Annotated in this window: 26 protein-coding genes; 15 read left to right on the top strand and 11 right to left on the bottom strand. The window is 48.3% G+C overall.

Annotated elements, in window-relative coordinates:
* The first annotated feature begins 118 nt into the window (after nucleotides 1-118).
* The gene (locus AWJ19_RS15835; protein ID WP_068725099.1) at nucleotides 119-466 is read left to right on the top strand and encodes a cupin domain-containing protein; all 348 of its coding nucleotides are present in this window, start codon (nucleotides 119-121) and stop codon (nucleotides 464-466) included.
* Between the two features lie 34 nt (nucleotides 467-500).
* Here the strand turns inward: AWJ19_RS15835 and AWJ19_RS15840 are convergent, their stop codons facing one another.
* Both AWJ19_RS15840 and xerS read right to left on the bottom strand, forming a co-directional pair.
* A complete protein-coding gene (locus AWJ19_RS15840) occupies nucleotides 501-1,370 on the bottom strand; it encodes a pentapeptide repeat-containing protein (protein ID WP_068725101.1) in 870 nt (289 codons plus the stop codon).
* A 59-nt stretch (nucleotides 1,371-1,429) separates the two neighbouring features.
* Nucleotides 1,430-2,512 carry a tyrosine recombinase XerS gene (gene xerS, locus AWJ19_RS15845; protein WP_068725103.1) on the bottom strand — a complete coding sequence of 361 codons (1,083 nt, stop codon included), beginning with the start codon at nucleotides 2,510-2,512 and terminating at the stop codon, nucleotides 1,430-1,432.
* A gap of 124 nt (nucleotides 2,513-2,636) precedes the next feature.
* Between xerS and AWJ19_RS15850 the strand changes: the two genes are divergently transcribed.
* From AWJ19_RS15850 to AWJ19_RS37355, 3 genes are read left to right on the top strand one after another with little or no spacing between them, the layout of a single operon-like run.
* Nucleotides 2,637-3,146, top strand: coding sequence for a GNAT family N-acetyltransferase (locus AWJ19_RS15850; RefSeq protein ID WP_068725105.1), 510 nt, complete (start codon nucleotides 2,637-2,639; stop codon nucleotides 3,144-3,146).
* Nucleotides 3,147-3,168: 22 nt separating this feature from the next.
* Nucleotides 3,169-3,816, top strand: coding sequence for an AbrB family transcriptional regulator (locus tag AWJ19_RS37350; RefSeq protein ID WP_277815816.1), 648 nt, complete (start codon nucleotides 3,169-3,171; stop codon nucleotides 3,814-3,816).
* Complete coding sequence (locus AWJ19_RS37355) at nucleotides 3,741-4,271, top strand: AbrB family transcriptional regulator (protein ID WP_277815817.1); 531 nt, start codon at nucleotides 3,741-3,743, stop codon at nucleotides 4,269-4,271. The genes AWJ19_RS37350 and AWJ19_RS37355 overlap by 76 nt, the downstream gene beginning before the upstream one ends.
* Nucleotides 4,272-4,654: 383 nt before the next feature.
* Here AWJ19_RS37355 and AWJ19_RS15860 read toward each other — a convergent pair whose 3' ends face one another.
* Nucleotides 4,655-5,602, bottom strand: coding sequence for a Gfo/Idh/MocA family oxidoreductase (locus tag AWJ19_RS15860; RefSeq protein WP_068725107.1), 948 nt, complete (start codon nucleotides 5,600-5,602; stop codon nucleotides 4,655-4,657).
* Between the two features lie 286 nt (nucleotides 5,603-5,888).
* On the opposite strand from AWJ19_RS15860, the gene AWJ19_RS15865 reads away from it, so the two are divergent.
* Nucleotides 5,889-7,346: a glycosyl hydrolase gene (locus tag AWJ19_RS15865; RefSeq protein ID WP_082707920.1), complete on the top strand. Its 1,458-nt coding sequence runs from the start codon at nucleotides 5,889-5,891 to the stop codon at nucleotides 7,344-7,346.
* A 117-nt stretch (nucleotides 7,347-7,463) separates the two neighbouring features.
* Nucleotides 7,464-8,426 carry a YafY family protein gene (locus AWJ19_RS15870; RefSeq protein WP_198536579.1) on the top strand — a complete coding sequence of 321 codons (963 nt, stop codon included), beginning with the start codon at nucleotides 7,464-7,466 and terminating at the stop codon, nucleotides 8,424-8,426.
* Between the two features lie 749 nt (nucleotides 8,427-9,175).
* On the opposite strand, the gene AWJ19_RS15880 is transcribed toward AWJ19_RS15870, so the two are convergent.
* Nucleotides 9,176-10,405 (bottom strand): MFS transporter, encoded by a 1,230-nt coding sequence (locus AWJ19_RS15880; RefSeq protein WP_068725113.1) that lies wholly within the window; start codon nucleotides 10,403-10,405, stop codon nucleotides 9,176-9,178.
* 147 nt (nucleotides 10,406-10,552) lie between these two features.
* On the opposite strand from AWJ19_RS15880, the gene AWJ19_RS15885 reads away from it, so the two are divergent.
* The 3 genes from AWJ19_RS15885 (at nucleotide 10,553) to AWJ19_RS15895 (ending at nucleotide 14,533) form a co-directional block, all read left to right on the top strand.
* A complete protein-coding gene (locus tag AWJ19_RS15885; RefSeq protein ID WP_082707921.1) occupies nucleotides 10,553-12,352 on the top strand; it encodes an ABC transporter substrate-binding protein in 1,800 nt (599 codons plus the stop codon).
* Nucleotides 12,353-12,456: 104 nt separating this feature from the next.
* Entirely contained in the window at nucleotides 12,457-13,344 is an 888-nt protein-coding gene (locus AWJ19_RS15890; RefSeq protein ID WP_068725114.1) for an aldo/keto reductase, read from the top strand.
* 193 nt (nucleotides 13,345-13,537) lie between these two features.
* Nucleotides 13,538-14,533 carry a cation diffusion facilitator family transporter gene (locus AWJ19_RS15895; RefSeq protein WP_068725116.1) on the top strand — a complete coding sequence of 332 codons (996 nt, stop codon included), beginning with the start codon at nucleotides 13,538-13,540 and terminating at the stop codon, nucleotides 14,531-14,533.
* Nucleotides 14,534-14,626: 93 nt separating this feature from the next.
* On the opposite strand, the gene AWJ19_RS35895 is transcribed toward AWJ19_RS15895, so the two are convergent.
* Nucleotides 14,627-14,794 carry a hypothetical protein gene (locus AWJ19_RS35895; RefSeq protein WP_167347615.1) on the bottom strand — a complete coding sequence of 56 codons (168 nt, stop codon included), beginning with the start codon at nucleotides 14,792-14,794 and terminating at the stop codon, nucleotides 14,627-14,629.
* Between the two features lie 151 nt (nucleotides 14,795-14,945).
* Here AWJ19_RS35895 and AWJ19_RS15900 point away from each other — a divergent pair, with 151 nt between their 5' ends.
* Nucleotides 14,946-15,521 (top strand): histidine phosphatase family protein, encoded by a 576-nt coding sequence (locus tag AWJ19_RS15900; protein ID WP_068725119.1) that lies wholly within the window; start codon nucleotides 14,946-14,948, stop codon nucleotides 15,519-15,521.
* A 72-nt stretch (nucleotides 15,522-15,593) separates the two neighbouring features.
* Here the strand turns inward: AWJ19_RS15900 and AWJ19_RS15905 are convergent, their stop codons facing one another.
* Nucleotides 15,594-16,010, bottom strand: coding sequence for a hypothetical protein (locus AWJ19_RS15905; protein WP_068725121.1), 417 nt, complete (start codon nucleotides 16,008-16,010; stop codon nucleotides 15,594-15,596).
* Complete coding sequence (locus AWJ19_RS15910; protein ID WP_068725123.1) at nucleotides 16,007-16,210, bottom strand: helix-turn-helix transcriptional regulator; 204 nt, start codon at nucleotides 16,208-16,210, stop codon at nucleotides 16,007-16,009. Before AWJ19_RS15910 ends, AWJ19_RS15905 begins: the two co-directional genes overlap by 4 nt.
* A gap of 1,247 nt (nucleotides 16,211-17,457) precedes the next feature.
* Between AWJ19_RS15910 and AWJ19_RS15915 the strand changes: the two genes are divergently transcribed.
* From AWJ19_RS15915 to AWJ19_RS15930, 4 genes are all read left to right on the top strand, one after another.
* Nucleotides 17,458-17,709: a multiubiquitin domain-containing protein gene (locus tag AWJ19_RS15915; protein WP_068725125.1), complete on the top strand. Its 252-nt coding sequence runs from the start codon at nucleotides 17,458-17,460 to the stop codon at nucleotides 17,707-17,709.
* Nucleotides 17,684-18,859 carry a ThiF family adenylyltransferase gene (locus AWJ19_RS15920; RefSeq protein ID WP_068725127.1) on the top strand — a complete coding sequence of 392 codons (1,176 nt, stop codon included), beginning with the start codon at nucleotides 17,684-17,686 and terminating at the stop codon, nucleotides 18,857-18,859. The genes AWJ19_RS15915 and AWJ19_RS15920 overlap by 26 nt, the downstream gene beginning before the upstream one ends.
* Complete coding sequence (locus AWJ19_RS15925) at nucleotides 18,843-19,268, top strand: DUF6527 family protein (protein ID WP_198536580.1); 426 nt, start codon at nucleotides 18,843-18,845, stop codon at nucleotides 19,266-19,268. Before AWJ19_RS15920 ends, AWJ19_RS15925 begins: the two co-directional genes overlap by 17 nt.
* 411 nt (nucleotides 19,269-19,679) lie before the next feature.
* Nucleotides 19,680-20,903 carry an aminotransferase class I/II-fold pyridoxal phosphate-dependent enzyme gene (locus AWJ19_RS15930; RefSeq protein ID WP_068725129.1) on the top strand — a complete coding sequence of 408 codons (1,224 nt, stop codon included), beginning with the start codon at nucleotides 19,680-19,682 and terminating at the stop codon, nucleotides 20,901-20,903.
* A gap of 49 nt (nucleotides 20,904-20,952) precedes the next feature.
* Here AWJ19_RS15930 and AWJ19_RS15935 read toward each other — a convergent pair whose 3' ends face one another.
* On the bottom strand, nucleotides 20,953-21,702 hold the full coding sequence (locus AWJ19_RS15935; RefSeq protein ID WP_068725131.1) for a DUF4184 family protein: 750 nt from the start codon (nucleotides 21,700-21,702) through the stop codon (nucleotides 20,953-20,955).
* Nucleotides 21,703-21,921: 219 nt separating this feature from the next.
* Here AWJ19_RS15935 and AWJ19_RS15940 point away from each other — a divergent pair, with 219 nt between their 5' ends.
* Nucleotides 21,922-22,278 (top strand): hypothetical protein, encoded by a 357-nt coding sequence (locus AWJ19_RS15940; RefSeq protein ID WP_068725133.1) that lies wholly within the window; start codon nucleotides 21,922-21,924, stop codon nucleotides 22,276-22,278.
* A gap of 86 nt (nucleotides 22,279-22,364) precedes the next feature.
* Here AWJ19_RS15940 and AWJ19_RS15945 read toward each other — a convergent pair whose 3' ends face one another.
* The 3 genes from AWJ19_RS15945 to AWJ19_RS15955 form a co-directional block, all read right to left on the bottom strand.
* Complete coding sequence (locus AWJ19_RS15945; RefSeq protein ID WP_347231123.1) at nucleotides 22,365-23,234, bottom strand: histidinol-phosphate transaminase; 870 nt, start codon at nucleotides 23,232-23,234, stop codon at nucleotides 22,365-22,367.
* Between the two features lie 194 nt (nucleotides 23,235-23,428).
* Nucleotides 23,429-24,379, bottom strand: coding sequence for an alpha/beta hydrolase (locus AWJ19_RS15950; protein ID WP_068725135.1), 951 nt, complete (start codon nucleotides 24,377-24,379; stop codon nucleotides 23,429-23,431).
* Between the two features lie 295 nt (nucleotides 24,380-24,674).
* A complete protein-coding gene (locus AWJ19_RS15955; RefSeq protein WP_068725137.1) occupies nucleotides 24,675-25,988 on the bottom strand; it encodes an amino acid permease in 1,314 nt (437 codons plus the stop codon).
* Nucleotides 25,989-26,085: the final 97 nt, after the last annotated feature.

The raw sequence follows: 26,085 nt of genomic DNA on the forward strand, positions 1-26,085 counted from the left end.
ATGCTAATAAGCGACTTTTTAAAACACGGATAAAGGAAGGGCGGTGCCACACCCTAAGGGGGAACCGGCGCCGCCCGCACTGCGGTAAATGAGGCATACATAGAAAGGAGAACTACAAATGAAAGTAAGTAAACATAATGCAGAGCACTATATTTGGGGAGATGGATGTGACGGTTGGCATTTAGTCCAGGATGAAAAGCTTAGTATCATCCATGAGCGGATGCCGGCGGATACAGCTGAAGTAAGGCATTATCATGAGAAGTCCCGGCAATTTTTCTTTGTGCTGTCCGGTACGGCTACGCTGGAAGTTGACGGCGTTGAATATACCCTTAATTCACAGGAGGGAAAAGAGGTCCAGCCGCTCGTTCCGCATCAAATGCTAAATAAATCTGATAAAGACGTTGAGTTCCTGGTTACTTCCCAGCCGCCCAGTAAGGGCGACCGTATATTAGTAGTAGAACTATGAATTAGTAAAAACAGCGGACAAGAGGCTAGTGTGGTTACCGTCCGGACCAGTGATCAGGCCTTGTCAGCGTCGCGGGCAGCCTAGTGGCTGCATCTCCCTTGGCAGCATTCACTTGAAACTGGGTCAGGAAAAGGCTCGTGGAAAGATCAGCGCCGCAGATATTCGTGTCCCGGAAATCGGCCCCGATCAGGTCGGCTGCCCGCAGGTCAGCTCCGCTGAGGTCGGCAGCGATCAGGTAGGCGCCGCGCAGGCTGACACAGCGCAGGTCGGCCTTTTTCATCCGGGCGCCGATTAGATCGGCACCGCGCCCGTAGTTTTTCTGGCGCGGCGGTGCCGGCTTCAGACTGCTGCGGACGGCCTGCCTGGCTAACTCACTTGCCTGCAGCAGCAGTTCATTGATTTCATAGCGCAGACCCGTTATATCGAGCTTTAGCACGGCCTCTGGCTCCTGCAGCGTAAGCTGTTCAGTTTTGTCCCTCGCTGCTGTTAGAGCAGCATGAACAGGAGCCGCTGCAGGCCAGCTGAGCGCCTCGGTCATATACCACAGCAATTCGTGCAGCTGGCGCATTACGGGGAAAACTTCAAACATCCGGGCCGCTGTAGAAGGGGCCTGGCGCCAGTCAACACCGCTATAAGTAATCATGGATACTTTTTGTCCTGCGCCAAAGCAATCATAGACGGTACAGCCGCGCATGCCGGAATCTCTCAGCCGGTTATGAATTCCGCAGCGAAAATCCTCCTTCAGGTTGTGACAGGGCTGACCGGCTGCTTTATCCATCGCAAAGTCTGAAGACAGGGCAAAAGGCAGAGCCGCACAGCAGAGACCGAAGCATTGCCCGCAGTCTGCACGCAGGCGAAGCAGCTCATTTTCAGAAGAATTTATATATTCTTGGTTATCAGACAACGGAAATTCCCTCCAGCATTAAAAATAAAAAGTACAGAGTGCTTACAAGTAACCTTACCTTAGCTATCCTGACGGCGCTCAATCGCTTCAGACATCGTTTTGTCAGTCAGATGGGCATAGACCTCAGTCGTTTCTGTTGAGGCATGTCCAAGCTGCTCTTTTGTCTTGTAGATATCATTCTGCAGATAATAGTCTGTAGCGAAGGAATGGCGCAGCTTATGGACCGTCAGGTAAGGCTTGCCAAAGCGTTTGGCGTATTTGATAATCATCTCCTGAATGGCCCGCTTGGTCATGCGCTTGCCTTCGTTAGCTCCGTTAGGGAGGGCGATAAAAAGAGCTTTTTCACGTTTGGGTGTTTTATAACGGATTTGACGCAGGCTTAGATACTGAGCCAGATCATCCTTGGCCTGCTCCCGGAAATAGACCGGCGTCTTGAAGGTTTCATCGTTGTTGCCTTTACGGTACACGTAGAGCAGCTTGTTGTTGATGTCCAGATCGTCGATGTTCAGATTAACTACCTCGGATACCCGCAGGCCGGAGTTTAGAATAAGACTGGCTATGCAGGCATCCCGCTCACGGTTTTGCTGGAACGAATAGTAAGCCTGTTTGTTGGATTCTACATCGCGCCCGTAGCCTTCATAAATGTAGCCTACGAACTCCAGCAGCTCCTCTTCTTCGAGAATTTTACCTTTTAGCTTGGCGGCCGTATCTTTAGGCTTGTGGATGCGTTTGATTTCAACTTTGGCCATAATATTGCGCTTTAGCAGCGGATAAAAGTTCTCGTCTTCGGCTATCTGGCTCAAATAATGGAACAGGGAGCGCAGGGCAGACAGCTTGCGGGATACCGTAACCCGGGAGTTGGCACTTTCGGCGCGAGTGGTCAGATACAAGCGGTAGCCGACAATGCTGTCCATGTGCAGAGTCTCCAGCTCCAGCAGAGTTATGTTTGCATTGCTGTCCGCAGCGGACAATCCTTCAGCCCGGAGCCAGCCGAAAAAGGATTCATAATCCCGGATATACTCCAGCAGGGTGGAGGGGGAAAGATCCGGGCGTTTATAGTCAATGAACTGCTGGACAAACCATGGCATGTGGACTACCCGCTGATCCAGATGCTTGCGGTCGTTGTTTTTTTGTATGCTCATGACGTTCACCTTCTTCTGAGTTTGCATGATTAGAAAAAATAGGCTGTATGTATACCGGCGTTTGTCTATTTTATCATAAAGTTATATGATGTGTAGTAAAACGTGAAGCACAGAGGTGAGCCTAATGGAACTTGGAATCGAGCTGGTTCCCAAGGAGCAGAAGCAGATTATCAGCAGGCTGATGCAGTTTTATCTTTATGATTTTACCCGCTATCTGGATATTCAGGTGGACCGTGAGGGCAATTTTCCGGCCTATCCCGGCCTTGAAGCTTACTGGAGCAGCGGTAACAATAAATTTGCTTATCTCTTTACTGCGGACGGAAACATCGCCGGCTTTGCGCTGGTGGACCGTCTGCTGCGGGACCCGGAAGGGCAGTTTTATATGACGGAATTTTTCGTAATGCAGAAGTATCGCCGCAGCGGGGTAGGCACATGGGCAGCACACAGGCTGTTTGATATGTTCCCGGGAGACTGGAAGGTCTCGCAGATCCGCGCGAATACACCGGCCCGCAATTTCTGGCACAGGGTGATCGGGGCGTACACGAACAATGAGTTCAAGGAACGCTTCAATTCGCGGCAGGGCAATCCAAGCCAGTACTTCAGTACCGTTAATGCGGCGAGGGTCAAAAAATAACAAACATGCTGTGAGGTTTAACATGAAAGAATCAACAACGGTTCCGGGTCCGCTTAAAATGGCGGTTACACTTGCCACTGCGCTGGCCGGCGGTGGTCTGTTTATGCTGCTGGGCCTGCCTGTTCCATGGCTGCTCGGACCGATGATTGCAACACTGATCGGTGCAAACCTAAAGAAGCAGTACTACACCTGGCCCGGCCCGCTACGAAACAGCGGGATGATCATTGTCGGCTATACTATCGGACTTTCGTTGACCGCACCAGCACTGAAGGAGATGGCAGGGCAGCTGCCGTCGATGCTGCTGCTGACAGGGCTGCTGCTGCTTTTTTGTGCTGGAATCGCGGTCATTGTATCCAAAATATCAGGGATGAATTATAAAACGGTTCTGCTCGGCAGCATACCCGGCGGCCTGACGCAAATGATCGTACTGGCAGAGGAATCAGATGATGTAAATCTCACGGTTGTGACCGTTATCCAGGTTGTCCGCCTGATGATGATCATTATTTGCGTGCCCTTGCTGATATTCAGTCCGTTTTTTGGGCCCGGCACAGGTTCGGAAGAGGCTATGCCTCTGGTAACGCAGTCTCACCCTCATTGCGGGAGTTATTCCCTAATTTCATTATCTACGCCTTTGCCTGCACGTTTTGTGCCGTCGCCGGTCAGAAGGTGAAATTTCCGACAGCCTATCTGCTTGGCCCGGCGCTGGTTACTTCGGTCCTCCAGCTAAGCGGACTTACCGGCCCCGTACTGCCGGACCTGCTGCTGAATGCGGCCCAGCTGATGATAGGTGTGTTCGTAGGGCTGCTGCTCGATCCGCGCAGGCTGAATAATAAGCTGGTAACCTTGCTGCTGGCCGTTCTAAGCAGTGTGGTGCTGATAGGCGGGGCTTACATAATGAGCCTGCTGTTTGCTTATTTTGATGAGGTATCCGTTTCTACTGCGCTGTTAAGCCTGGCGCCGGGCGGGATGGATCAGATGAGCCTGATTGCCCACGAAGTGGGGGCCGATCTGCCGACTGTCGCGGGTTATCAGCTGTTCCGGACATTTTTTATCTTCTTTGGTGTTCCGCCGCTGTTTAAGCTGATTTTCCGGGGGAGGAAGAGGAAGGCTTCAGCAATTGGTTAACATAGCTATAGTTATGTTAACCTTTCTCGTGTAAATGGAGCTTATTGGATATAGGGGGAGGAACGATCAATTTCATAACTATAAGTTAACATAATAATTAATATGTTAACAATATATTATGATATAAAGATACCATAATATACCACTCTGAAACGCAACCCTCTCAACCGATTTTTATCATTATTTACCTTATTTCAACATATGAAAAATTCACATTAGTAAAAACAAAGTAAACCTTTCGCTCTGCCACATACTACTCCACAGATAAACTTCTCCTCTCCCTATCCACAATAAAACATGAAAAAGGAAGGGGGCAACCCCTCCCGGAAATAACGAAACACAGACAATGAAATCTAAATATCCTCATAAAATCTGACTGGCCGCTAGTGGAGTAATTCTGTTAAGCGTTTTTTTAGCTCAAATGCAGTGTTGATAGCAGACAGGGCGTGATTCAGCGAAAGTACGGATGCTGTTCCGTCCCTGAAGCATTCCAGAGCATGCCGCAGGCTTTGCTCATAAGGGTTGACCTTGTCCAGCAGTATTTCCTGCCGGCCGGCCTGGCCGTAAACGTAAAGAGCAGTATCTATGCCGCCCTGCATATCATCTTTTTCATAAAATTCAAGCTTGGCGTGCTCAAAATAAGCCTCATATCCTACAGTAAACGGATAGGCCGAAGGCATTAAAGAGACTGCAGTAACCTGCGCATTAATCTGCGGTGTGTTGAAGGTAGCCTGTACCAGTGCCTGGCCTGCTTCTGCGTCCTGAGTACCCCAGACACTCGTTGCAGAAGCGCCATTCAGCAGCCAATTTATATAATCCAGCTCATGAATCATCAGATTGGTCGTAATGTTGTCCAGCCCCAAATCGCCCCACAAAGGCGGGGTTTCCCGGATCAGGCTCACCTTTAACAGCCGGCCGAATTTCCTTTGCTGAACGGCTTCATACAGATATTGATAGGCAGGGTCGAATTTAATGAACTGGTTGACCAGCACTCTTTTTTTATAATGGGTTTCAGCGCGCTTCATGGCTAACGCATCCTCGGCCGTCAGGCAGACCGGCGTTTCACAGAATACATGCTTCCCGGCTTCAAGCGCCATCAAAGTATACTGTTTATGTAAGGCTGAGGGCAGACATATGTCAATGATATCAAGGCCGGGATCATTAATGACTTCTTCAACCGAGGTGCTGGTTTCCACGCCTAGTTCTTCCTGCAATTTCTTAAGCTTCTCTTCATTTCGTCCAAAGACGACTATGCGTCCGGCAATTCCGGATTGATGGAACAAGCTGGCATGGTAAGCACCAAACCCGGTCCCGAGTATCCCAATATTCATAACTAACAGCTCCTTTTGTGTTATACAACCATAATAAATAACTATTATTGACAACAGAGTGGCAAGAATGTCCATGAACTTTTACGGATTTTTGTCAGAGTGTCCCCTTTTAAAGTGCAAGATAGATTACAAAGTTTCACTCTTGATTTTAAGGATATATATGGTAAAATATAAAAATAAAACGAACATACGTTCTTGTTTGGGTGAGGTTTTCTAGTCCACAGTATTCCAAATCCGGTGGTTTAACCGCCTTTATATAGATATTTTCCGACGAGGAGTGGTGGGAATGGATAGGAACGATAGAATGTGGCAGATGATCAGTGCGGTGAAATCTACGGTTACGGACCCGGCGTGGACAGCCAGCTATAAGGAGCTGCTCAGGCAGCCTGTTAATCCTTGTATTAGTGATGGAGCTAGAGAACTGCTGGAATTGTTGTATTCGGTACAGGGCAAACGAATGTTAACCGGCCAGCATGAGTATTTAGAAGCCCCCAATAACTATAGCGGACAAATTTATGATAAGACGGGTAAACGGCCCATGCTAAAGGGTTTTGAGTTTGGCGGCATCAGCGGTCAGAACGAAGCGCTTCTGGCAGAGCAGAGAGATAAAATTGTTACTGCGGCCAAGGCATGGCATGATGCCGGAGGAATCGTTACCGCTACCTATCATCAGGTGTATCCTGGGACTGCCCTGGAATGGCCCAATGTTAAACGTAAAACCACTCCGGATGAGTTTGACCAGATTCTTACACCGGGGACGGTTCTTCATACAGCCTTTCTTGCTGCCATTGATGAGGTGGCTGTCTATCTAAAACAGCTTAGAGACTATAAGGTTCCGGTACTCTGGCGGCCTTATCACGAGATGAACGGTGACTGGTTCTGGTGGGGAGACAAAACGAATTTCAATGCTTTATGGGAGCTCATGTATCAGCGGTATACCCGTTATCATGGACTTAACAATCTACTGTGGGTATGGAGTGCAAATGCCAACAATGAGTGGACCAAGCCTGCCAGAGATTACTATGTCGGGCATAACCGGGCGGATGCACTCGGATTTGATATCTACGACAATGCTTATTACTATTCCAATTACGACGAGCTGCTCTATCTGGCAGAAGGTAAGATTATCAGCGTAACGGAGAATGGGCAGCTCCCGGACATGACCCGGACAAGCCTTCGCCAGTTCAAATTATCGTGGTTTATGACATGGGGCAGTTATTTGACAGACAAAAATACCGATGCAGTTATTCAGACAGTTTATAACCATCCGTTTGCACTGAACCGCGGAGACTCTTTTACACCGGTCGTTGTTCCGCCTGCCTCAGCGGCTGACGGTATATTGGGAAACTACTATTTCGGCCAGAACTTCAATACGCTGAAGGTTACCAAAGTAGTACCGACCGTTAATTTCAATTGGACTTCCAGCACTACCATTAATTCATGGAACATGACGGTAAGATGGACCGGTTTTGTGCAAGGCGTCCATGATGAGGAGTATACGTTCTATGTCCAGTCGTCCGATGGTGTCAGACTTTGGATTGATAATATATTAATTATTGACGACTGGACGGTACATGGAACACTGGAGGTATCGGGAACTGCAGTGCTGGCCGCCGGCAAGCAGCATCGCATCAAGCTGGAGTACTTTAACAACCAGGATACACTGGCTAATGTTAAGCTCTCCTGGGAAAGTGCAAGCACGGTAAAAGAAGTGATCCCGCAAACTCAGCTCTACAGTGTATAAAGGCTCCGGCCGGAAGCTTTGCCTGATGTTTGTTTACAACCGTTCTTTTGGTCTGATACATTGAATATATAAGCACTTATTGACAGAAGAACGGCAAGAACTAAGGTTGAGAGGCTGATGGCTGTGCGTGTACACCGGTTAATTGCTATTATGCTGCTGATTGAATCCCGGGGGAAAATCAAGGCAAATGAGCTGGCAGCTGCTCTGGAAACCTCCGTCCGGTCCATATACAGGGATATCGATGTGCTGGCGGAAGCCGGAATACCTATCGTGACTACAACCGGACCGAACGGAGGGATTTCCCTCATGGAGGGCTATACAGTCAATCTGCGCCAGTTGAACGGGGATGAGCTGATCCATCTTTATTTAACCGGTCTGGGGTTTCATCAGGGCATGCAGAAGGAATCCACGCTTAAGCTCAAGAACGCATTATTGAAGCTTGAGAAGTCAATGCCGCCGGCTTACCGGGAGGACATTACCAAGGCCAAAAATGTCTTTTACTTCGATGAAACGCCGTGGTGGAACGAGCGTCCTGCAGTTCCTTTTCTGGAGAGGCTCCGTGCCGCTCTATGGCACTCTCATAAGCTCAGTGTGGAATACCGCAAGGTTAACGGGGAACGTTCCAGCCGTACGCTGCGGCCTTACGGGCTTGTGGTAAAGCAGGGGGAATGGTATCTGGTCGGCTACTGTGAAGATGCTCAAGAACTGCGTACGTTTAAATGTGAACGGATTACAGCGGCAGAACAATTGGAAGAGGAATATACGATTCCTTCAGATTTTTCTCTGGAGGAATACTGGAGGGGTACGGAGAAGAATTTTAGACAAAACCGCAGAGCAGAGGAGTATTATCCTGTAACTCTCCGGTTGGACAAACCTCATCCTGAGCTCGTTAACCGGCTGGAGGTAATGAATAACGTTGCAGATCATAAGGCTTTTATTCTGACCGTTAACATGTACAGCTATGAACAGGCTTGTGAGAAGGTGATGCAGCTGCCAGGTGACGTTGAGGTTCTGGAGCCCATAATACTGAGGGAATACATAATGGAGAAAATTAAGCTTTTACAGAAAATGTACTTTTAGTTATGGGAATTACTGGATATAGAAATGAAAAACAATTTTAGTTAACATATATAATATTATGTAAACAATAATACGTTAATGCTGTACCTTGTCAGCGTGACTGGCGCCATTTCAAAACTTTTTTGATTGATAATCCATTCAGGTCGAGGTAAAATTATACATTGGTTGAAAAGCGCGGAAAATGGATGTGCATCTATTCCATTCACGGTTTGGTTAGCAAGTTTGAGACGAGAGGAGTGACTTCCGCTGAAAAGCATTAAGCCTGGCCGCGGCCCTTCCGGCATGAGTGCAATCGGGAGTATTGCTGTAGGAGTATTTGGAGTCTTCTGGACGATAACAGCGGCACAGATGGGTGCGCCGGTATTTTTTGTAGCATTCGGTGTTATTTTTGTCGGGTTAGCTATAGTGCAGGGGATATATCACTTTAAGAACGCGACCGGGAAGAACCGGATGTCCCTGATGGACATTACAGACAGACATGAAGAGCCTGATCCTCTGGACACCTTTTTTCAAAAATCAGTAGACTCTGATCATTATAACCACGAGTCCCATGAAAGTGATAACACTCTAAGTTATTGTCCTTATTGCGGCAGTAAAGTAACTAACGCAGCCTACCAGTTTTGCCCGAGATGCGGAAAGGCTTTGGAGTCATAATGCTCATATGAACGGAATCTATTTAACGCAAACAGCGGCAGCCCCGGACCATGAGGTCCTGAGCTGCCGCTGTTTGTGTGCGGTGAATGTCCGGGTTAAGCGCAGATTTTGGCCTCTGCCAGCTCTCTGGCTTTCAGCCTTTTATGGGCGGTAATCAGAAACGGCAGACCGAGAGCTGTGGTCAGTGCCAGAGGGACAAATACAGCAGGGCCGCTGGAAGCGCCGAACTGATCCAGCAGCAGGCCGCCGAGAATCGGGGCCATAACCCCGCCGAACCCGTTGAAGCCGATTGTTCCGAAATAGGTGCCTTTCCATTCCGGCTTGGCAATCCGGTCAATCAGCATATCCATCATCGTGAACAGCAGCACTTCGCCGATGGTGAACAGAATTACTCCGGCCATCAGGAGCCCTATTCCGCCGGCAGCGCCGAACAGCAGCATGCTAACGGCGACGCAGATATTGCCTAGAATCAAAGGAACAATTGGCGAAAACCTGTTTGCCGTGCGGACAATCGGGTATTGGACTACCAGTACGGTAACCGCGTTGAGCGACAGCATATAGGAGAAGACCTTGCCGCCGTCTGTGAAATGAGTGTTCATCGCCAGATACTGCGCCAGTGTGGAACTGAAATGCCCATAACCAAGCACGCAGAAAATAGTGCCGAGCAGTACAGGCAGGAAGACCCGGTCCCGGCCTGTAACGGCCAGTGCTGTGCTGAGTTTGGGTGCGGTGACCTCTGAACGTCCTGGCAGTGTGTTATGGTGAATCCGGAACTGCATTAACAGCACAAGCCCGTAGGCAATATAGACGATTCCTGCAATCACGAAAGGAAAAGTCGATTCGGCGGAGCCGAGCTGCAGGCCGATAATCGGGCCGAATACCACGCCAAGGTTAACCGCAGCATATCTCAGGTTGAACACAAGCAGCTTATGCTCAGGCGGTGTAATGTCTGACAGCATGGCCCGGGAGGTGGGCTCAAACACTGCACGGCAGATCCCGTTCAAAGTATTAACAAGGAAAAAGACCCATAAATGCTGGGCGGCGGCAAAGCCGAAGAAGACACAAGCCCATCCGAAGACGGACACCAGCATAACGATTTTGCGGCCGATCACATCGGAAATGTAACCGCCGTAGAAGCTGATCATCACCCCGGCTAGTGAGCTGACCGCTACGGTAAAACCGGTCTGGGTAGGTGAAGCCCCGAGCACCTGGGTCAGATAAATGGACAAGAACGGAATACTCATGGAGGTAACCAGGCGGCCGAACATCGTACCGATAATAATGGTCCAAGCGAGCGGATGGATGTGCTGTAGATAATGTTTCATAAGTCAGGGAATCTCCTAATCTGCTGGATGAATTTTGAGGACTGCCTATTTCAGGCGGTGTCATATATAATTATTGTAATATTTAAAGGGGGAAAGAAAAGTGTAAGGTTTCCCCCTATCCTTTCACCTTTAACAGGAGCATACCCAATGGATAACCATATCGTACACTATCTCCGCATATCGGCCGGGTTCAACAGCCTCTCCAGACTGCAGGAGCCGCTTCCGGCAAGCATTGAGGTGCTGGCGGAGGTGCTGTGCTGCACCCCGCGCAATGTCAAATTCATATTGCGCCGGCTTGAAGAGAAGGCCCTGATTCAGTGGCGGCCCGGCAGAGGCAGAGGGCATTTCTCGTCTATTACTTTTCTGCGCAGTATGGAAGATGTACTGGAAGACCAGCTGCTTGAGCTGGTCAATAACGGAAAAATCAAGCAGGGGATCGAGCTGATCGGGCTGCCCGAGGTGAATAGTCCGCTGAGGGAACGTCTTCTGGCTGTTCTGAACAAGCAGATGGGCTACCACAGTGAAGCGGAGTCAACAACCGGTCTGGACGTCCTGCGGATCACCAGCAACCGGCAGATGGAGGAGCTGGACTCCGCTTCTGTGTACACCGCGTTTGAGGCTTTTTTGCTCGGGCAGATATACAGTACCCTGTTGACCTACGAGGCTTCCAGCGGCAGCTTCACCCCGGGCATTGCCCATATGTGGGAAACGAACGAGGATTATACCAGCTACATTTTCTACCTGCGCAAAGGGGTCCGGTTTCATCACGGCCGGGTTATGACATCCAGAGATGTAAAGGATACGCTGGTGCGGCTCAAGGATAAGAACAGCCCGGCGATCTGGCATGTCCGCGACGTAGCCGGTATAGAGCTGTTAGGAGATCACCGTATACGGTTTGATCTGTCGCGTCCGAACCGTTTTTTTCTGCATACGCTTAGCTCCGTCTATATGTCGGTTCTGCCCTGCGACCAGGAGTTTAATGCTGCCCGTCCATCGGGAACCGGACCTTACCGGGTAATCAATCTGAGCGATGATGTGCTTGAGCTTGCAGCATTCGATGATTATTACGGAATCCGTCCGCTGCTTGACCGGGTAGAGATATGGTCATTGCCGGATAAGTGGGCCAGTGTACGCCAGTACCAGCTGCCTGAAGCAGGGGAGATCCGACCGTCGCCGGCGCTTTGTACCAATAACAGCATTGACTATCCGGCTACAGGCTGCAGATATATCCTTACGAATTTCCGCAAAGAAGGGCTGCAGCATGACCCGCATTTCCGCCAGGCCATGAGCCTGCTGTATCACCCGCTTGCCTTGATTAAAGAGTTGGGCGGGAACCGGCTTACTCCGGCTGCCAGCTTTTTACCCTGGTTAAGCCGCCGGATGGACTGGACCGAACCCGGTATGGCTCAGATCAGGGAACAGCTGCAGCAAAGCAGCTACAACGGTGAAGTCATCACTATTGCTTATACAGCTGCCAAGAAAGAGGAGCGTGAGGAAGCCCAGTGGCTGCAGCAACGCGGAGCAGTGGCCGGGATAAGAATCAGCTTGCTGGAATATAAGGATTTTCAGCTGGATGAGATTATCGGGAGGGCGGACTTTGTGTTTGCCGAGGAGGTGCTGGAGGATGACTGGCAGTGGGGGATGATTAACTATTTTGTCAACCGGTCGAATCATTTGCACAGACTGCTGCTGGAGCACCAGCTTACGCAAATCCGGCAGGCCGTCGACTGCTTTGCAGGACTGGATGAGCACAGCAGAAGCAATCTGCTGGAGCAGACAGAATCCATACTCCGGGATCAGGCATGGGTGCTGTACGGCTGTCATCTGAACAAAAGAGCCCAGCTTAATCAGAGCCTGTTTGGTCTGCATACCGGCTCCTTCGGCTTCCTGGATATCTCCAAATTGTGGATTAAATCAAGCTTTCCGGAGTCTGGCGGCCGTCCATAACGTTTCCTTTTTGTACCGGGGGGTATAATGTATAAGATGTGCCAGCTTCATAGACAGTTCCCGGCTCCCCCAATTCATACCCACTACTAAAGGAGGAAACTACTATGGAAAAACGCAAATACGGCAATACAGACATGGAAGTAAGTGTACTGGGCTTCGGCGGCTCTGAAATCGGCAGCTCGGATCAGAAAACGGTAGACCGGCTGCTGGGAAGCGCAGTGGACGCCGGGCTTAATCTGATTGATACAGCGGAATGCTACGGCAACAGTGAAGAGCTTATCGGCAAAGCGCTGGGCTCACGGCGGAGTGATTATTATCTGTTCACCAAATGCGGCCATTCCGCAGGAATGGATTATCCGGACTGGGATCTGGTTTTACTGGAAAAGAGTATTGACCGCAGCCTCCAGCGCCTTCAGACCGACTATGTTGATATGATCCACCTGCATAGCTGCCGGGAAGAGGTTCTGCGCGACGGGGCGGTCATTGAAGTGCTGCAGCGGGCCAAGCAGGCCGGCAAGACTCGTTATATCGGCTACAGCGGCGACCGGAAGGATGCGCTGTATGCGGTGCAGACCGGCGTATTTGACAGTCTGGAAATCTCGGTCAATCTCGCCGATCAGGAAGCCATTGACCTGACCTTGGACGAGGCAGCTAAACGGAACATGGGCGTAACCGCAAAACGCCCGATTGCCAATGCAGCCTGGATGTTTGAGAGTATGGACGAGAGCGAATACCCTTTTATCTACTGGAACCGGCTGCGTGAATTGTCTTACGGCTTCTTGGCCGACCCGCAGGAAAGTGTGGAGACTGCCCTGCGCTTTACGCTCAGCACACCCGGTGTGCATACCGCCATTGTCGGAACCACCAAGCCGGAGCGCTGGCAGCAGAATGCCGGATTGCTCAGCAAAGGCGCACTGCCGGCTGACCAGTACGATGAGATCCGCAGCATCTGGCGGAGCATCGCCGGGGCAGACTGGGTTGGACAAACCTGATAAGCCTGTACTAAGCCGCCTGATACTAGAATGGATAATCTATACCTTGTTGAAGCTCACGCCTGATTAAGGGTGTGGGCTTTTTAAGTTCCACATGAAGAACCGAACGAATGCCCGGCTAAGCCTGATAGAAATCTGATCCTTTAGGTTAAGTAAATACATATGCAAAACGTGTGAGGAGGCATCATGACCTATGGCAGAGAATGCAGAAAGTATTAGAAGCTTAATTAGGAAAGGAAACAAGTCTTCAGGATCTGCAGCAATCGGGAATACATGCATCGCTGTTGTTAAAGGAGTTGCCTTTGCGCTGACCGGCAGCGGTTCGATGTTTGCCACGATGATGCATTCGATCGCTGATGCCGTTAATCAGCTGTTCGTTTTTACCGGCAGTGTGCTCGCAGAGAAGCGGCCGACCCGCCGGTTCCCGGACGGCTTCGGACGGGTCATTAATCTTTTTTGTATGATAGCGGTAATAGTGGTTACCATTATGGCTTATGAAACGATGCTCGAAGGCTTCCATCTGCTGCAGCATCCGGCTGAAGAAGCAGGCGGCTACTGGATCAATGTGCTGGTACTGGCGCTGTCGATCGGAGCGGACGCCTTTGTATGGGTGAAAGCGATGAATGAAGTGCTGCACGATGCCCGTGTGGAAGCCAAGGGCTTCCGCAAGTTTACAGCCTCACTCAAAAACGTTAAACGGGCCGCACCGCCGACACGGCTTGTCTTTTACGAAGACCTTGTTGCAACAACCGGGGGGCTGCTGGCGATGATTGCTGTACTGGTGACTGCGCTGACCAGTTTCCATCTGCTGGACGGGATCACAAGCATCCTGATTGCGTTTATGATGATCGGGGTAGCCTTCCGTGTCGGTTATGACAATATGGTCGGATTGATCGGTGTAGCGGCACCGCCGGAGATTGAGGAGAAGGTAGCGAAGATTATTTTTGAAGAGCCCCAGGTTACCGACATTTTCCAGATGCGTATTCTGCAGGAGGGCCGGTACTACCATGTTGAAGGGCTGATCGAGCTCAAGACCGGGCTGACACTGGCTGATGCCGATGACATCAAATTTAAGGTGAGGGACAAGCTGCTGGCTGATCCGCATATTTCGGATGTGACCTTAGGGATTCTTGAGGATAATGGAGTCCGTAACTGGATGCCGCGGAATGAATTGCAGGACTTGACCTGAGCGGATAAAGAAAAGGGGAGTGCCGTATGAAACGGTGCTCCCCTTTGTTATGAGTGCTTTTTTTACAGCTTGAATTACATTTGCCAAAGTACGTTAGACCGCCTGCTTGCCGTCACACTTTTTGCAGACATCCAGCTTCCCGCCGTCGGCGCTTTTGCCGATATAGAGCAGCTTGATCCGTGTGCTTCCACAGATTGGACAGGTTCCTCTGCTGCGGGACGGCATCCGCCAGAGTGCTTTGCCGCGTTTGTTCTTGGACATGAGTATTCCCACCTTCACTCGTAATACCCTATCCTATGCCTGTCCCGTCCGTACTATTACTTCGTATATTTGACATTCCAGTTATTTCTAATATAGTGTGAGGGTTGTAATTCATTAATCATCCGGAAAACTGGAGTACAGGGGGAAGCAAATGCACACTTCGATTTATATGGTAAGACACGGTGAATCACCAACGAATGAGAGGAATCATAACGAAAGAAGCAGAGGTTTAACGGAAAAAGGAAAGAGGGATGCGCTGCTAGTTACTGAAATATTGAAACAAGAAGAGATAGAGGTTTTTGTCTCGAGCCCTTATCTGAGGGCCATCTTAACCATTGAGGATTTGGCTGGGGCCAGTGGCCAGGAGGTGCTATTATATGAAGACCTTAAAGAAAGAATCTTCCTGAATGAAGACAAACGCTTGCCTGATGAGGAGCTGATCCCATTATTGGAGCTATCTTTTGTTGATCCTGAGTTTGCTTTGCCGGGCGGGGAGTCTAATGCAGATTGTCAGGGCAGGGCAATAGCCGTCGTAAAAGAGTTATTGAAGAAATATAACGGATGCAAGATAGCTTTAGGGACACACGGGGCCGTTATGACTTTGATCATGAATCATTATGACAAAAACTACGATTTGGATTTCCTGCTAAACATGTCCAAACCTGATGTGTACAGGCTGGATTTTGACGGGGAAGAGCTGGTGAATGTGATCCGGTTATGGAACTAGTGGTTTAATAATCGAAGTACAGCAGCGCCAGCCGCAGGACTATCGTTCATTTGCGGGCTGGCGCTGCTCTGTTCACATGCTTTTCTGGTATTGGACCATCAGATAATGACTCATGAAATGGTAGATCAGAAAGACAACAACTACAGCAAGTGTCACCCATAAAGGAGCTGAAATAAGAATCGTAACATAGGCGATCGCCATGATCAGCCACTGGGTAATATCTGCGGCCTTGGCTTTGGCGCGGTTGCGGATTACTGTATTCCGTTCATCGTGATAATCAATGATGGCCTGCTTTTCAAGCCCGGGGTTTTTGCGTGCTGCACGAATCATCAACAGATTGGATATACTGACCCCCGCACTGCCGGCCCCGATACCGATCAACGTACCCGAGACAGCCTTAAATTCCTCAATGTTAAAAAAGAAACTCGCCGCAATTGCGCAAATCCCGGCGAACAGCAGTATTACGTAAAAAGCTGGTGATCTTCTCATTTCTCTTCCTCCTCGTAGATGAAAATCTCCTCAACGGACAGATTGAAAAAACGGGCGATTTTGAAAGCCAGAATGATGGAAGGGTTGTATCTTCCGTTTTCGAGTGAGCCAATCGTCTGTCTGGATACCTCCAGCGCTGCGGCAAGCTCTTCCTGTTTAATGCCATGCTGCTTGCGTATTTCCTCCAGCCTGTTTTTCAAAGGATCACCTCACTGTGAAAGGATGGAAAGTATACTTTCCATAATTAAAATATCATTAAAACCGGCAAATGTAAAGCCTACTTTCCATTTTGTTGAGGAATCTAAAGGAGTATCACTTTGCTTAAAAAGTTGTAAGAGGACAGGAACACATATTCATTGAACCCCACGTAGTCGAGATTTAAAGTATATATATTCTTGTCCCGAGCAAAGGGCAAGAACATGTACTGTTTCATGATTTGATAATCATCTAAATATATATTAAGTACATTAAAGATCAATCTGACTGCCTGATATTTCGGGGTTCATTCCAGAACACATCTTTGGCTGAATTTGCGGGCGTTTAAGCAGCAGCTCTGATCGTAGCAAGGAAGCGTGGGGAATATTCTTTAAGGAAGGTCAACTAAAAAATAAATAAAAAGAATTGTGCAACCCTTATATTAAGAGAGATAAGTAGATGAATTATGTAAAATAAATGGTACAGCGTAACAGTTGCCTCAGTAATTCGTCCGCTGCCTCAATAAGATTTTATAACTCCAGAGATTCCTGAGAAACAATACTTAATTCATCACTTGATCTCCAATCTAATTTGTAAGTATTTCTTCTAGATCATGATTTATCCCAAGTTGTTCCTAATGCTCGGAATAGGTTTCGGCAGTAATATGAATTTATAAACAGTTTCTCTGACTTCACTTAATAATGCGTTGACTAGGTATTATAATATACCGGACTTATCAGTCCCAGGTTCACCTACAACTATATGCCCCCTAATTGATCTTAAAATAACCGAGGGCATAATTGGGTTTTGGGACACTATTGATGAGGGGAAATAAAGTTCGTTAGTGGAAAAAAGTGTGTTAGCGGGAACTAAACAAATAAAAAGAGTGGTTTCGAGCAAAAAAATATGTGGGATTATGTGATAAAACAAAAGAGATGATATCATCAGAAGTAATCTCTTTTGTTAATAAAGTTATCTTACAAATCGGGCTACTGAAATTATGCAGTCGGATTGGAAAAGCAATGAGCATTTCACGAAATATATGAAAATCACAGAAGTATTTAAAGGAGAGGCGCTTTCATAGCGTCTCTTTTATGTCGCATACTGTTAAACAATGTCGTTCACACTTTTTTGATATTCATATTGACACAATATATTGTATTAAAATTAGAGTTTAATTGTGGACAAACAATATATATAGTGTTATACTGCATACGAGAAATCCATAAATTTCTAGTAGGGAGTGGTTAAAATGAACGAGAAGACAAAAACTGTGACGATCATTGTCAACGGTAGACCACATGAGATTGAAAAGAAAGAAGAACTTACGTTTCAAGAAGTGGTTGTAATTGCGCTTGGTTCGTATGAAGAGTCCGAAACTACGGCTTATACGGTCACTTATACGAAAAATAAACATGGCGAAACAGTTTACCTCGAAAAAGGTGAGGAAGTCAAAGTGAAAGATGAGATGATCTTCAATGTCACGCGAACTGATAAATCTTAGCCCGGACCTTAAACGGTTGGAAGATGAAGGGTATAATCTCGATGTAAGGGGTGCTTTTGCACTTGTGCATGGCGTTCCTTACGTAAACGAAGATCGCGAGATTAAATACGGAACGCTTATCTCCGATCTTACGCTTGCGGGGGATCGGACAACAACACCATCTAGTCATGTAATCTTTTTCGCTGGTGAATATCCATGTAATAAACATGGACAACGGCTTTCATTTCTTGAGCATACGTCTCATACTGAAGTTGTTTTTGAGAATGTAATAAGAAACCACTCATTCTCCAACAAACCTCCACAAGGATACAAGGATTACTACGAGAAATTTACGCAGTATATCAACCATCTTTTCACTCCTGTTTCTGCTTTGGATAAAAGCGTCAAAGTCCGAAACTATGAGAATCCGATTCCATCAAATCATGTCTCTGTATTCCAGTACATGGATACGAACTCTGCAAGGTCGCATATTACGCCGATTGCCGAAAAGCTTGCTAATCAAAGAATCGCGATAGTAGGCTTGGGTGGGACAGGCTCGTATGTATTAGATTTTGTATCAAAAACGCCCGTCTCTGAAATTCATCTTTTTGACGGTGATGCTTATTTGCAACATAATGCATTTAGAAGTCCAAGCGCCCCCTCATTAAATACGCTTGGCTCTCAATATAAGAAAGTGGATTATTTCCATATGGTGTACTCAAATATGCACAAGGGCATCATTCCGCATGATTATATGTTGACAGAAGACAATGCAGAAGAATTGCTGGTTGCGGACTTCGTATTCATCGCAATTGATCATGGTGAGAGCAAGAAAAGGCTTGTAGATGTGCTCATTCGCGCTGGAAAGCCCTTTGTTGACTGTGGAATTGGCGTTCAGATTGTAAACGATTCGCTAATTGGACATGTGAGAACAACGACATGTACATACGATAAGAGTGATCATGTTTATGAGCGAATACCGTTTAATCAAGGTGGTAACGATGCGTATTCGACTAATATCCAAATCGCAGAACTCAACTCCCTGAACGCATCATTCGCGGTTATTAAATGGAAGAAGCTTTTGGGCTTCTATCAGGATTTAACGAAAGAAATGGATGCCACTTATGAACTAAATACAGGAGGATTGGCAAAACGTGACTTCCTCGATTAAATGTATTGAACCTGTATTTGTAGAAGTCATCCCTAACTCGCTTGAGCAAGGCAAACTGTACATTAGTCTTAAATACAACGCGGTTCTCCATCTTTGCGCTTGTGGGTGTGGCAATGAGGTATCAACTCCACTCAGTACAACGCAATGGAAACTGTTTAAAAACGGTAATAGCGTCTCGCTCAAACCATCTATCGGCAACTGGTCATATCCCTGTAAGTCTCATTATTTCATAACCAACAATGAAATCCAGTGGGCGGGGCGTTGGGGAGAAGAGAAAATTAAAAGCGCTAGAAAAATCGACGAACAAGTTAGAAAAAGACATAACACTCGTTCGATACAAAAACAGTCAAAACAACAACCTTCAAAACCTAAGAAAAAGAGCTTATGGGCGTGGATATTTGGAGATTGATTTTAGAGACAATCAGCTTAAAAGGTTGGTTGTCTTTTGTTTTTAATCTTTCATGCTATTGAAGGGAGGCAACAACATCAGTGATCTTACGAACAAACTCCATGATAAAATAGAAGGATACTAGGGCATATTAATTTACATTCAGAAAAGAACTTGAATATTAGAGATTGAATGATGGGTATCTGTTAGTACATTATTTGAGCCCAAAGCAGGTTATTTCGGCCTGAAAAAAACAGCGTATAACATAAATTATACGCTATTTTAGTTTAAATCGATTTTAAGATACGTTCACGGACAATATTCCAGCTTAAATCAAGTGAATATTTACCATTATTGACCAGTTGGAATGCACTGCATCCTTATCTGCACCCCGCATGCTATAATGATTCAAAAACAGACAGGTGGAGAGATATGACGACCAGCAATTCAGGCTCCGTCCAAAAGTGGAGATCGGACAAGCTTTCCCATTTAGGCTCATCCATTTTTGCAGAGGTGGCAGAATGGAAGGAGCAGGCACGAAAGTCCGGACTCGGGGTTATTGACCTTGGCATCGGCAGCCCCGACCAGGCACCGGCCCCGGAGATCCGTGAAGCATTGAGTGCAGCGGTGCTACGTGATGACAGTTATTCATACCCTGCTTCCAAAGGAAGTGCAAATTTCCGCGAACAGGCTGCAAAATGGATGAACTGGCGGTTTGGCGTAGAAGTGGATCCGGAGGAGGAGCTGGTCTCTTTAATGGGTTCCCAGGACGGGCTGGCCCATCTGGCCTTGGCCGCATGCAATCCGGGGGATCTGGCGATTGTGCCTGACCCGGGTTATCCTATTTATTCAGGCTCACTCGCTATTGCCGGTGTGAAGGCCTGGCCGCTGCCGCTGCTTGCAGACAATGATTTCCTGCCTGATCTGGACAGCATTCCGGAAGATGTATGGCAGAAGGCTGTTTTTATCCTGCTTGCCTTCCCGGGAAATCCGATTTCGGTTACGGCGGACTATGCTTACATGGAGAAGCTGGTAGGGCTGGCCCGGAAGTGGGAGGTGCTGATTATCCATGATCTGGCTTACTCAGAGATGGGCTTTGACGGTTACCGGCCGTTAAGTATTCTGCAGGTGCCTGGAGCGATACATACGGCAGTGGAGTTTCATTCTTTCTCCAAAAGCTTTAATATGGCCGGCTGCCGCATCGGTTTCATGACCGGTAACCGTGAAGCGGTGGGGGCGCTCCGTGAACTCAAGAGCAATGTGGATTACGGTGTATTCAATCCGGTGCAGGAAGCGGCAGTTCTTGCCCTGGAGCTGGCGATGCAGGGGGACGGACGCCTGGAGGTCGCGCCGCTCTATGAACACAGACGGAATGTGTTCATGCAGGCGCTGGCAGAGGAAGGCTGGACAGTGCCAAGCCCGAAAGCCACGATGTTTATCTGGGCGCCGCTTCCGGAGGATTATTGTGCCGGTCAGCCGGGGCGGTCGCGGCGGTTTGCACAGGAGCTGCTCCTTAAGACCGGGGTGGCGATTATCCCGGGGGATGCTTTTGGCGTACAGGGCGAAGGGTTTGTGCGGATTGCGCTGGTGGAGGATGAAGCCAAGCTGGTGGAGGCGGCCCGGAGAATCGGCAGGTTTGTGCGGGCACTAAGGTAGAGAGAAGCAAAACAGGGCTTCCCGGACGGAAGTCCTGTTTATGTTGGTTTTATGTGCTGCTGATCCGGTTCTGGCGGTATTTGGGGAACAGGCAGACACCGAGGAGGCCCAGACACCAGGCATCAACGATCCTTACCACATGTACGCCATAGCTTGACAAGGACACTGGAGCAGCGAAATACCAGAGGAGCAAAAGGAAACCGGCCAACAGGCATACGGAGGACCAGAAAAGATATTTTTGCTTAACGGATTTGCTGGAAGGCTCCTGCTTAACGGAACGGCTCCTGAGAACCAGGTATCCGAAAATCAGACTAAGCCCGAATACTGTGCTGCCATGCTGCAGGAATTTGTATAAAGGGATATCATGGCCGTAGACACTGAAGATGTGGTTAAACAATCCCGGAAATTTAGTCACCATAAACCCCTGCTTGTGGGTGAAGGCATCCCAGGCCACATGCGTAAGCATGCCGAAGAGTGCTGAATAGATGAAGACGAATATCCGGGTTACAGGACTTGCAGCTGTTCTATGTGTGTAAGTGTCTTGAAGAAAATGCGGCAGATGGCTCATTAAAGTCCGGTGAACAAAATAATGATAGACCAGACAGATGACCGCAACCAGCGGCAGATTGAACACAAGAAATCCAGTGAAGGTATGGCCAATCTCGGCGACAGGCCTGCCTCTGACAAAATACTCGAAATCCGGTGACATGCTTCCAAGGACCATGGCAGTAAAGTGTACATAAGTGCTTTTACGGGAGAAAGGTAGAATGATTGCCGGGTGTGCAAAGGTTAAGGGCATATTATAAGGCTCCTGATTCAATGTTAATGGACAGTGCAAGCAGTAATTTATGACAATAGGGATAGGCTCTTTAATAGCTATTATACTTTATTGCCCCCTAGAGAAGGTGATTAGTTTCTGACTAAATAAGTTAACATAATAAATAATATGTTACCTTTTATTCGTAATTATAGAATCAGGGTAATAAAGAAGCATCAACAACTCAGAGGAGGAACAATCATGAGCTTTAATCTCGGAGGACTGGGCGATAAGGTTCAGGGCCTTATGAATTCAGTCAAAGACGGTAATATCGGCGAGCTGCTGCAAAAGCTTCCGCTTGACCAGCTTCCGCTGGATCAGCTGTTACAAAAGCTGCCGGTCGACCAGCTGCTGTCCAGCTCGTTCCTGCAACAATTCACCCCGTTTCAGTCTCTGAAGGAGCTGCTGCAGAGCGGCGGCTTTACGGGCTCCTCAGCGGAGGACCTGAAATCCCTGCCCCAGGATCAGCTGAATGAGCATGTGAACCAAACAACCTCCTTCGGTTCATTGAAGGATATGCTGGTGAAGGCTGCGGAATTTTATACCCAGAGAAAATAACGGCCAAAAATGTGGCAGTGGGGACGTATTTCGTTCTTGGCTGCCACTTTTTTTGATAAAGGTATCTTTATCTATCCTTCCTATCTTCATAAATAATACTGCGCAGCTGTTGCTTCCATTTCCTCATTCGTCCCGATGCTGATTCTCAGATAGTTGTCAATCTTTGGCCGATCAAAATGTCTGATCAGAATTCCCGCATTGCGAAGCTGTTCAAAGATGTATTTTGCCCCTACAGCGGGGTGGGAAATAAAGATGAAATTAGACTTTGAATCCGTGACATAGAAATGCATTGCTGTAAGCTTGCGTATCGTTTCATTTCGGGTATGGATGATTCTGCTAACTGTTTGCTTATAGTAATCTTCATCGTTAATAGCCGCTTGCGCTCCAGCCAAAGCAAGTCTATCCAAGGTATAAGAATTGAATGAGTTTTTGACGCGGTTCAGTCCTTCGATTAGCTGAGGATTTCCGATAGCATAACCTACACGCAAGCCGGCCAGGGCATACGATTTGGAAAGAGTGTGTATAACAAGCAGGTTGGGAAATTCGTCCACCAGGGAGACTAAAGATTCACCGGCAAAATCGATATACGCTTCATCTACGATTACAATGTGTTCTGTATTGGCAGTGAGCAGAATCCGAATGTCCTCTATGCTCAGGGCAAGCGCCGTTGGCGCATTAGGATTGGCAATGATGATACTGCTGTTTTGAGCAGCAAAGTGTGTTACGGGTATAGTGAAATCTTCGTTAAGGGGAATGAGTGTGTATGGAATTTTATAAAGTTCAGCATAAACGGGATAGAAGCTGTAGGTAATATCAGGAAAGCAGACAGGGCGAGCTTTATCAAAAAAAGCCTGAAACGCAAAGGCCAGTATCTCATCTGACCCATTGCCAACAAAAACTTGATCTGTACTTACTTTTCTGGCTTTGGCAATGGCCTCAATCAGCTCCCGGCACATATGGAGTCAATGAGCGGGTAGTGTGATTCCAATATTTACTCATCAGGCAGATCCTCCTATATACTCTTTCAGGAAATAATATCTAATAAATCACAAAAAGAGTATTAAAAATATTGCAACACGCCCGCACGGATTATTCTCCGAATGCGGGCTTGTCTTTGTCCTGTATACGAATCACTTGTATAAAGAGAGATTTAGCTCTTCAGCCAGGCAGTTGCCAGCATCAGGGCGCCTTTTTTCGCTTCGGTATCTGCCATTGCATTCAGCATCACGAAGTCATGGATGATGCCCTGGAATCGCACTGCTGTTACAGGCACTCCGGCTTCGCGCAGCTTATTGGCATAGGCTTCGCCTTCATCACGCAGCACATCTGCTTCTCCGGTAATAATCAGCGCTTCCGGCAGACCGCTCAGCTGCTCCAGACTGGCCCGAAGGGGAGAGGCGGTGATCTGCGCCCGTTCTTCGGGGTCAGTTGTATATTGATCCCAGAACCATTGCATTCCTGTACGCTGCAGGAAATAGCCTTCTGCGAACAGATGATACGATTCCGTATCAAATGCTGCATCCGTTACCGGATAGAACAGCAGCTGCTTGGCGATCTTTGGTCCGCCGCGCTCCTTAGCCATCAGGGTAATGGCAGCTGTCATATTTCCGCCGACACTGTCACCGGCTACGGTCACATTACCGCTGTCCAGCCCACTTTTACCGCCACTCTTTGAAATCCACTCCAGAACGGCATAGATTTCTTCAATAGCAGTAGGGTATTTAGCTTCCGGGGACAGGCTGTATTCAGGAAAAACGATTGCAGCTTCAGCACCGACTGCAAGCTCACGGATGAGCCGGTCATGGGTGTGACTGTTGCCGAACACCCAGCCGGCGCCATGAATATAGAGGATGACCGGCAGGTCGTCACCGACTCTGTTCAGCGGACGGATAATCCGCACGGGCACACTACCGCCGGGACCGCCAGAGACGGTAAGGTCCTGAATGTCGACCGCTGGTTTATCTATTTCGCCTGACTGAACACTGTTAACCGTTTCCCGGCCTTTTTCCGGACCAAGGTCAGGCAGAAAAGGAGGCTCCGAGTTATCATTCGCAAATTGCAGGGCTGCTGGCTCAAGTACGATTTTGTTATAATCAGACATATGTTTATCTCTCCTTCTCGTTATGAATAATGGTATGCTCTCTTCCATCCATAACCCGATGCGGACAGTCTGAAACGATTCACATAAGCCGGTAAAGCAAAGACACTGTTGAAGAAAGGTTAAAAAGTAACTTTTTTACTAAAACATCAGTCTATACCACACTTTGAATCAGACCTCGGCGGTGTTTGCTGTTGAAGTTAGATAGCTTGGGACGAATATTAAAGGCCGCGATTCCCTATAGATTGGGATTTCGCGGCCTTTTTATGTGTGGCAATTGCACCCATTCACATTTGAATCAGATAACATTGGACTTGTTCTGTTGAGTTTCCTTCTCAGGCAGATCAGGTAAAGAGCTGCGGCTGTTCCGGAGCCAGACAATGGCGGTGAAGCAGGCTACAATTACAACCGGGTAGCCAATCGCCCAGCCGGTAAATGGAAATACGGCCACAGTAGCGATGAAAGAAATCCAGCTGATTGTTACGCCGAGCCGGCTGCCTTTCAGCAGCCGGATGCCTGCGGCACAGCCTCCTATGTAGGTCAGAATAAAGGTGGCGTTCGGAAACTGGATCAGGGTGGTAATAGACAGCAGTCCGCTTCCGTAAAGGAATAGTACCACAGCATAACAGCCCAACAGGAACATCGTGGCACCCGATGGTGTCTGATACCGTGCTGACAGACGGCTCATCCACCGTGGCGCATAGCCCTGGCGGGCTAAAGCAAAAGCCACGCGCGAAGCGGCACTGGTGTAAGCGATGATGGTCGCAGTACAGATGAACATCCCCGTAAGTCCGGCGATAAATCCGCCCCATGCTCCCAGCGGCTGGCTGATGATCCAGACTAGTGAGGAGTCGGCGCCGCCGCGCAGATAGCTTTGTGTGCCGACTGTCGCCAGCGCAGACAGGAAGTACAGTACCCCTACAATAACCGCAGCAACGGTCACACCTTTAATGGCCGCCCGCTGCGGATCTTTAAATTCTTCGGACAGATGGGAGACCGCTTCCCAGCCGATAAAGCACCAGAACAATATCGCCGCGGCTTGCCCGATGCTGGTCCAGCCGTGAGGCATAAATGGGGTAAAATGTGCACTTTCCATCCGGGGAAGCGCTGCAGCGAATGAGAAGACCAGCACGGAGACAATTGCGATCACGACGGCGATTTGCACTTTGCCGGCCACCTGCATCCCGATCCAGTTCGTAATCAGTCCAACTGCCAGCATAGCTGAGGCCAGGGCAATTCTTGCCCCGTCACCCCAGCCCATCGCGGCAGTCATATAGCCTGCTCCCGTCAAGGCAGCTACCGGTCCGCCGATTGGGACGGACATCAGGAAGAACCAGCCGACCATTGCCCCGGCCCGCGGCCCGAAGGCCAAAGTGACGAAATGAGAGACTCCGCCGGCGTTTGGATACTTGGCCGACAGCAGTCCCATCGACAACGCCAGCGGAAGAATGAGAAGGGTCATGAAGCCCCAGGCCAGCAGGGATGCCGGTCCGGCCATTTCTGCCGCCAGGCCGGGCACGATCAGCACCCCTGATCCGAGCACGGCTCCAATATAGAGGGCAATGGCCTGCGGCATGCCGATATTACGTTGTAAGGAATGATTTTGCTTCATCTAATTGTCCCGCTTTCCTTGTATTTATGTATAGAGTATCAGATAATGGATCCATTGGAAAAACGGAATTATTAAATGATATCCATTCAAAATACCG

The sequence above is a fragment of the Paenibacillus sp. DMB5 genome (genome assembly GCF_001517085.1).
In the GTDB taxonomy this organism is placed as follows: Bacteria; Bacillota; Bacilli; order Paenibacillales; family Paenibacillaceae; genus Paenibacillus_AQ.

Excerpts from the sequence above, each read along its gene's own strand:
- AWJ19_RS15835 (WP_068725099.1), top strand. The coding sequence starts at position 119 with ATGAAAGTAAGTAAACATAATGCAGAGCACTATATTTGGGGAGATGGA.
- xerS (WP_068725103.1), bottom strand. The coding sequence starts at position 2,512 with ATGAGCATACAAAAAAACAACGACCGCAAGCATCTGGATCAGCGGGTA.
- AWJ19_RS15850 (WP_068725105.1), top strand. The coding sequence starts at position 2,637 with ATGGAACTTGGAATCGAGCTGGTTCCCAAGGAGCAGAAGCAGATTATC.
- AWJ19_RS37350 (WP_277815816.1), top strand. The coding sequence starts at position 3,169 with ATGAAAGAATCAACAACGGTTCCGGGTCCGCTTAAAATGGCGGTTACA.
- AWJ19_RS15860 (WP_068725107.1), bottom strand. The coding sequence starts at position 5,602 with ATGAATATTGGGATACTCGGGACCGGGTTTGGTGCTTACCATGCCAGC.
- AWJ19_RS15865 (WP_082707920.1), top strand. The coding sequence starts at position 5,889 with ATGGATAGGAACGATAGAATGTGGCAGATGATCAGTGCGGTGAAATCT.
- AWJ19_RS15870 (WP_198536579.1), top strand. The coding sequence starts at position 7,464 with ATGGCTGTGCGTGTACACCGGTTAATTGCTATTATGCTGCTGATTGAA.
- AWJ19_RS15880 (WP_068725113.1), bottom strand. The coding sequence starts at position 10,405 with ATGAAACATTATCTACAGCACATCCATCCGCTCGCTTGGACCATTATT.
- AWJ19_RS15885 (WP_082707921.1), top strand. The coding sequence starts at position 10,553 with ATGGATAACCATATCGTACACTATCTCCGCATATCGGCCGGGTTCAAC.
- AWJ19_RS15890 (WP_068725114.1), top strand. The coding sequence starts at position 12,457 with ATGGAAAAACGCAAATACGGCAATACAGACATGGAAGTAAGTGTACTG.
- AWJ19_RS15895 (WP_068725116.1), top strand. The coding sequence starts at position 13,538 with ATGGCAGAGAATGCAGAAAGTATTAGAAGCTTAATTAGGAAAGGAAAC.
- AWJ19_RS35895 (WP_167347615.1), bottom strand. The coding sequence starts at position 14,794 with ATGTCCAAGAACAAACGCGGCAAAGCACTCTGGCGGATGCCGTCCCGC.
- AWJ19_RS15900 (WP_068725119.1), top strand. The coding sequence starts at position 14,946 with ATGCACACTTCGATTTATATGGTAAGACACGGTGAATCACCAACGAAT.
- AWJ19_RS15905 (WP_068725121.1), bottom strand. The coding sequence starts at position 16,010 with ATGAGAAGATCACCAGCTTTTTACGTAATACTGCTGTTCGCCGGGATT.
- AWJ19_RS15915 (WP_068725125.1), top strand. The coding sequence starts at position 17,458 with ATGAACGAGAAGACAAAAACTGTGACGATCATTGTCAACGGTAGACCA.
- AWJ19_RS15920 (WP_068725127.1), top strand. The coding sequence starts at position 17,684 with ATGTCACGCGAACTGATAAATCTTAGCCCGGACCTTAAACGGTTGGAA.
- AWJ19_RS15930 (WP_068725129.1), top strand. The coding sequence starts at position 19,680 with ATGACGACCAGCAATTCAGGCTCCGTCCAAAAGTGGAGATCGGACAAG.
- AWJ19_RS15935 (WP_068725131.1), bottom strand. The coding sequence starts at position 21,702 with ATGCCCTTAACCTTTGCACACCCGGCAATCATTCTACCTTTCTCCCGT.
- AWJ19_RS15940 (WP_068725133.1), top strand. The coding sequence starts at position 21,922 with ATGAGCTTTAATCTCGGAGGACTGGGCGATAAGGTTCAGGGCCTTATG.
- AWJ19_RS15945 (WP_347231123.1), bottom strand. The coding sequence starts at position 23,234 with ATGTGCCGGGAGCTGATTGAGGCCATTGCCAAAGCCAGAAAAGTAAGT.
- AWJ19_RS15950 (WP_068725135.1), bottom strand. The coding sequence starts at position 24,379 with ATGTCTGATTATAACAAAATCGTACTTGAGCCAGCAGCCCTGCAATTT.
- AWJ19_RS15955 (WP_068725137.1), bottom strand. The coding sequence starts at position 25,988 with ATGAAGCAAAATCATTCCTTACAACGTAATATCGGCATGCCGCAGGCC.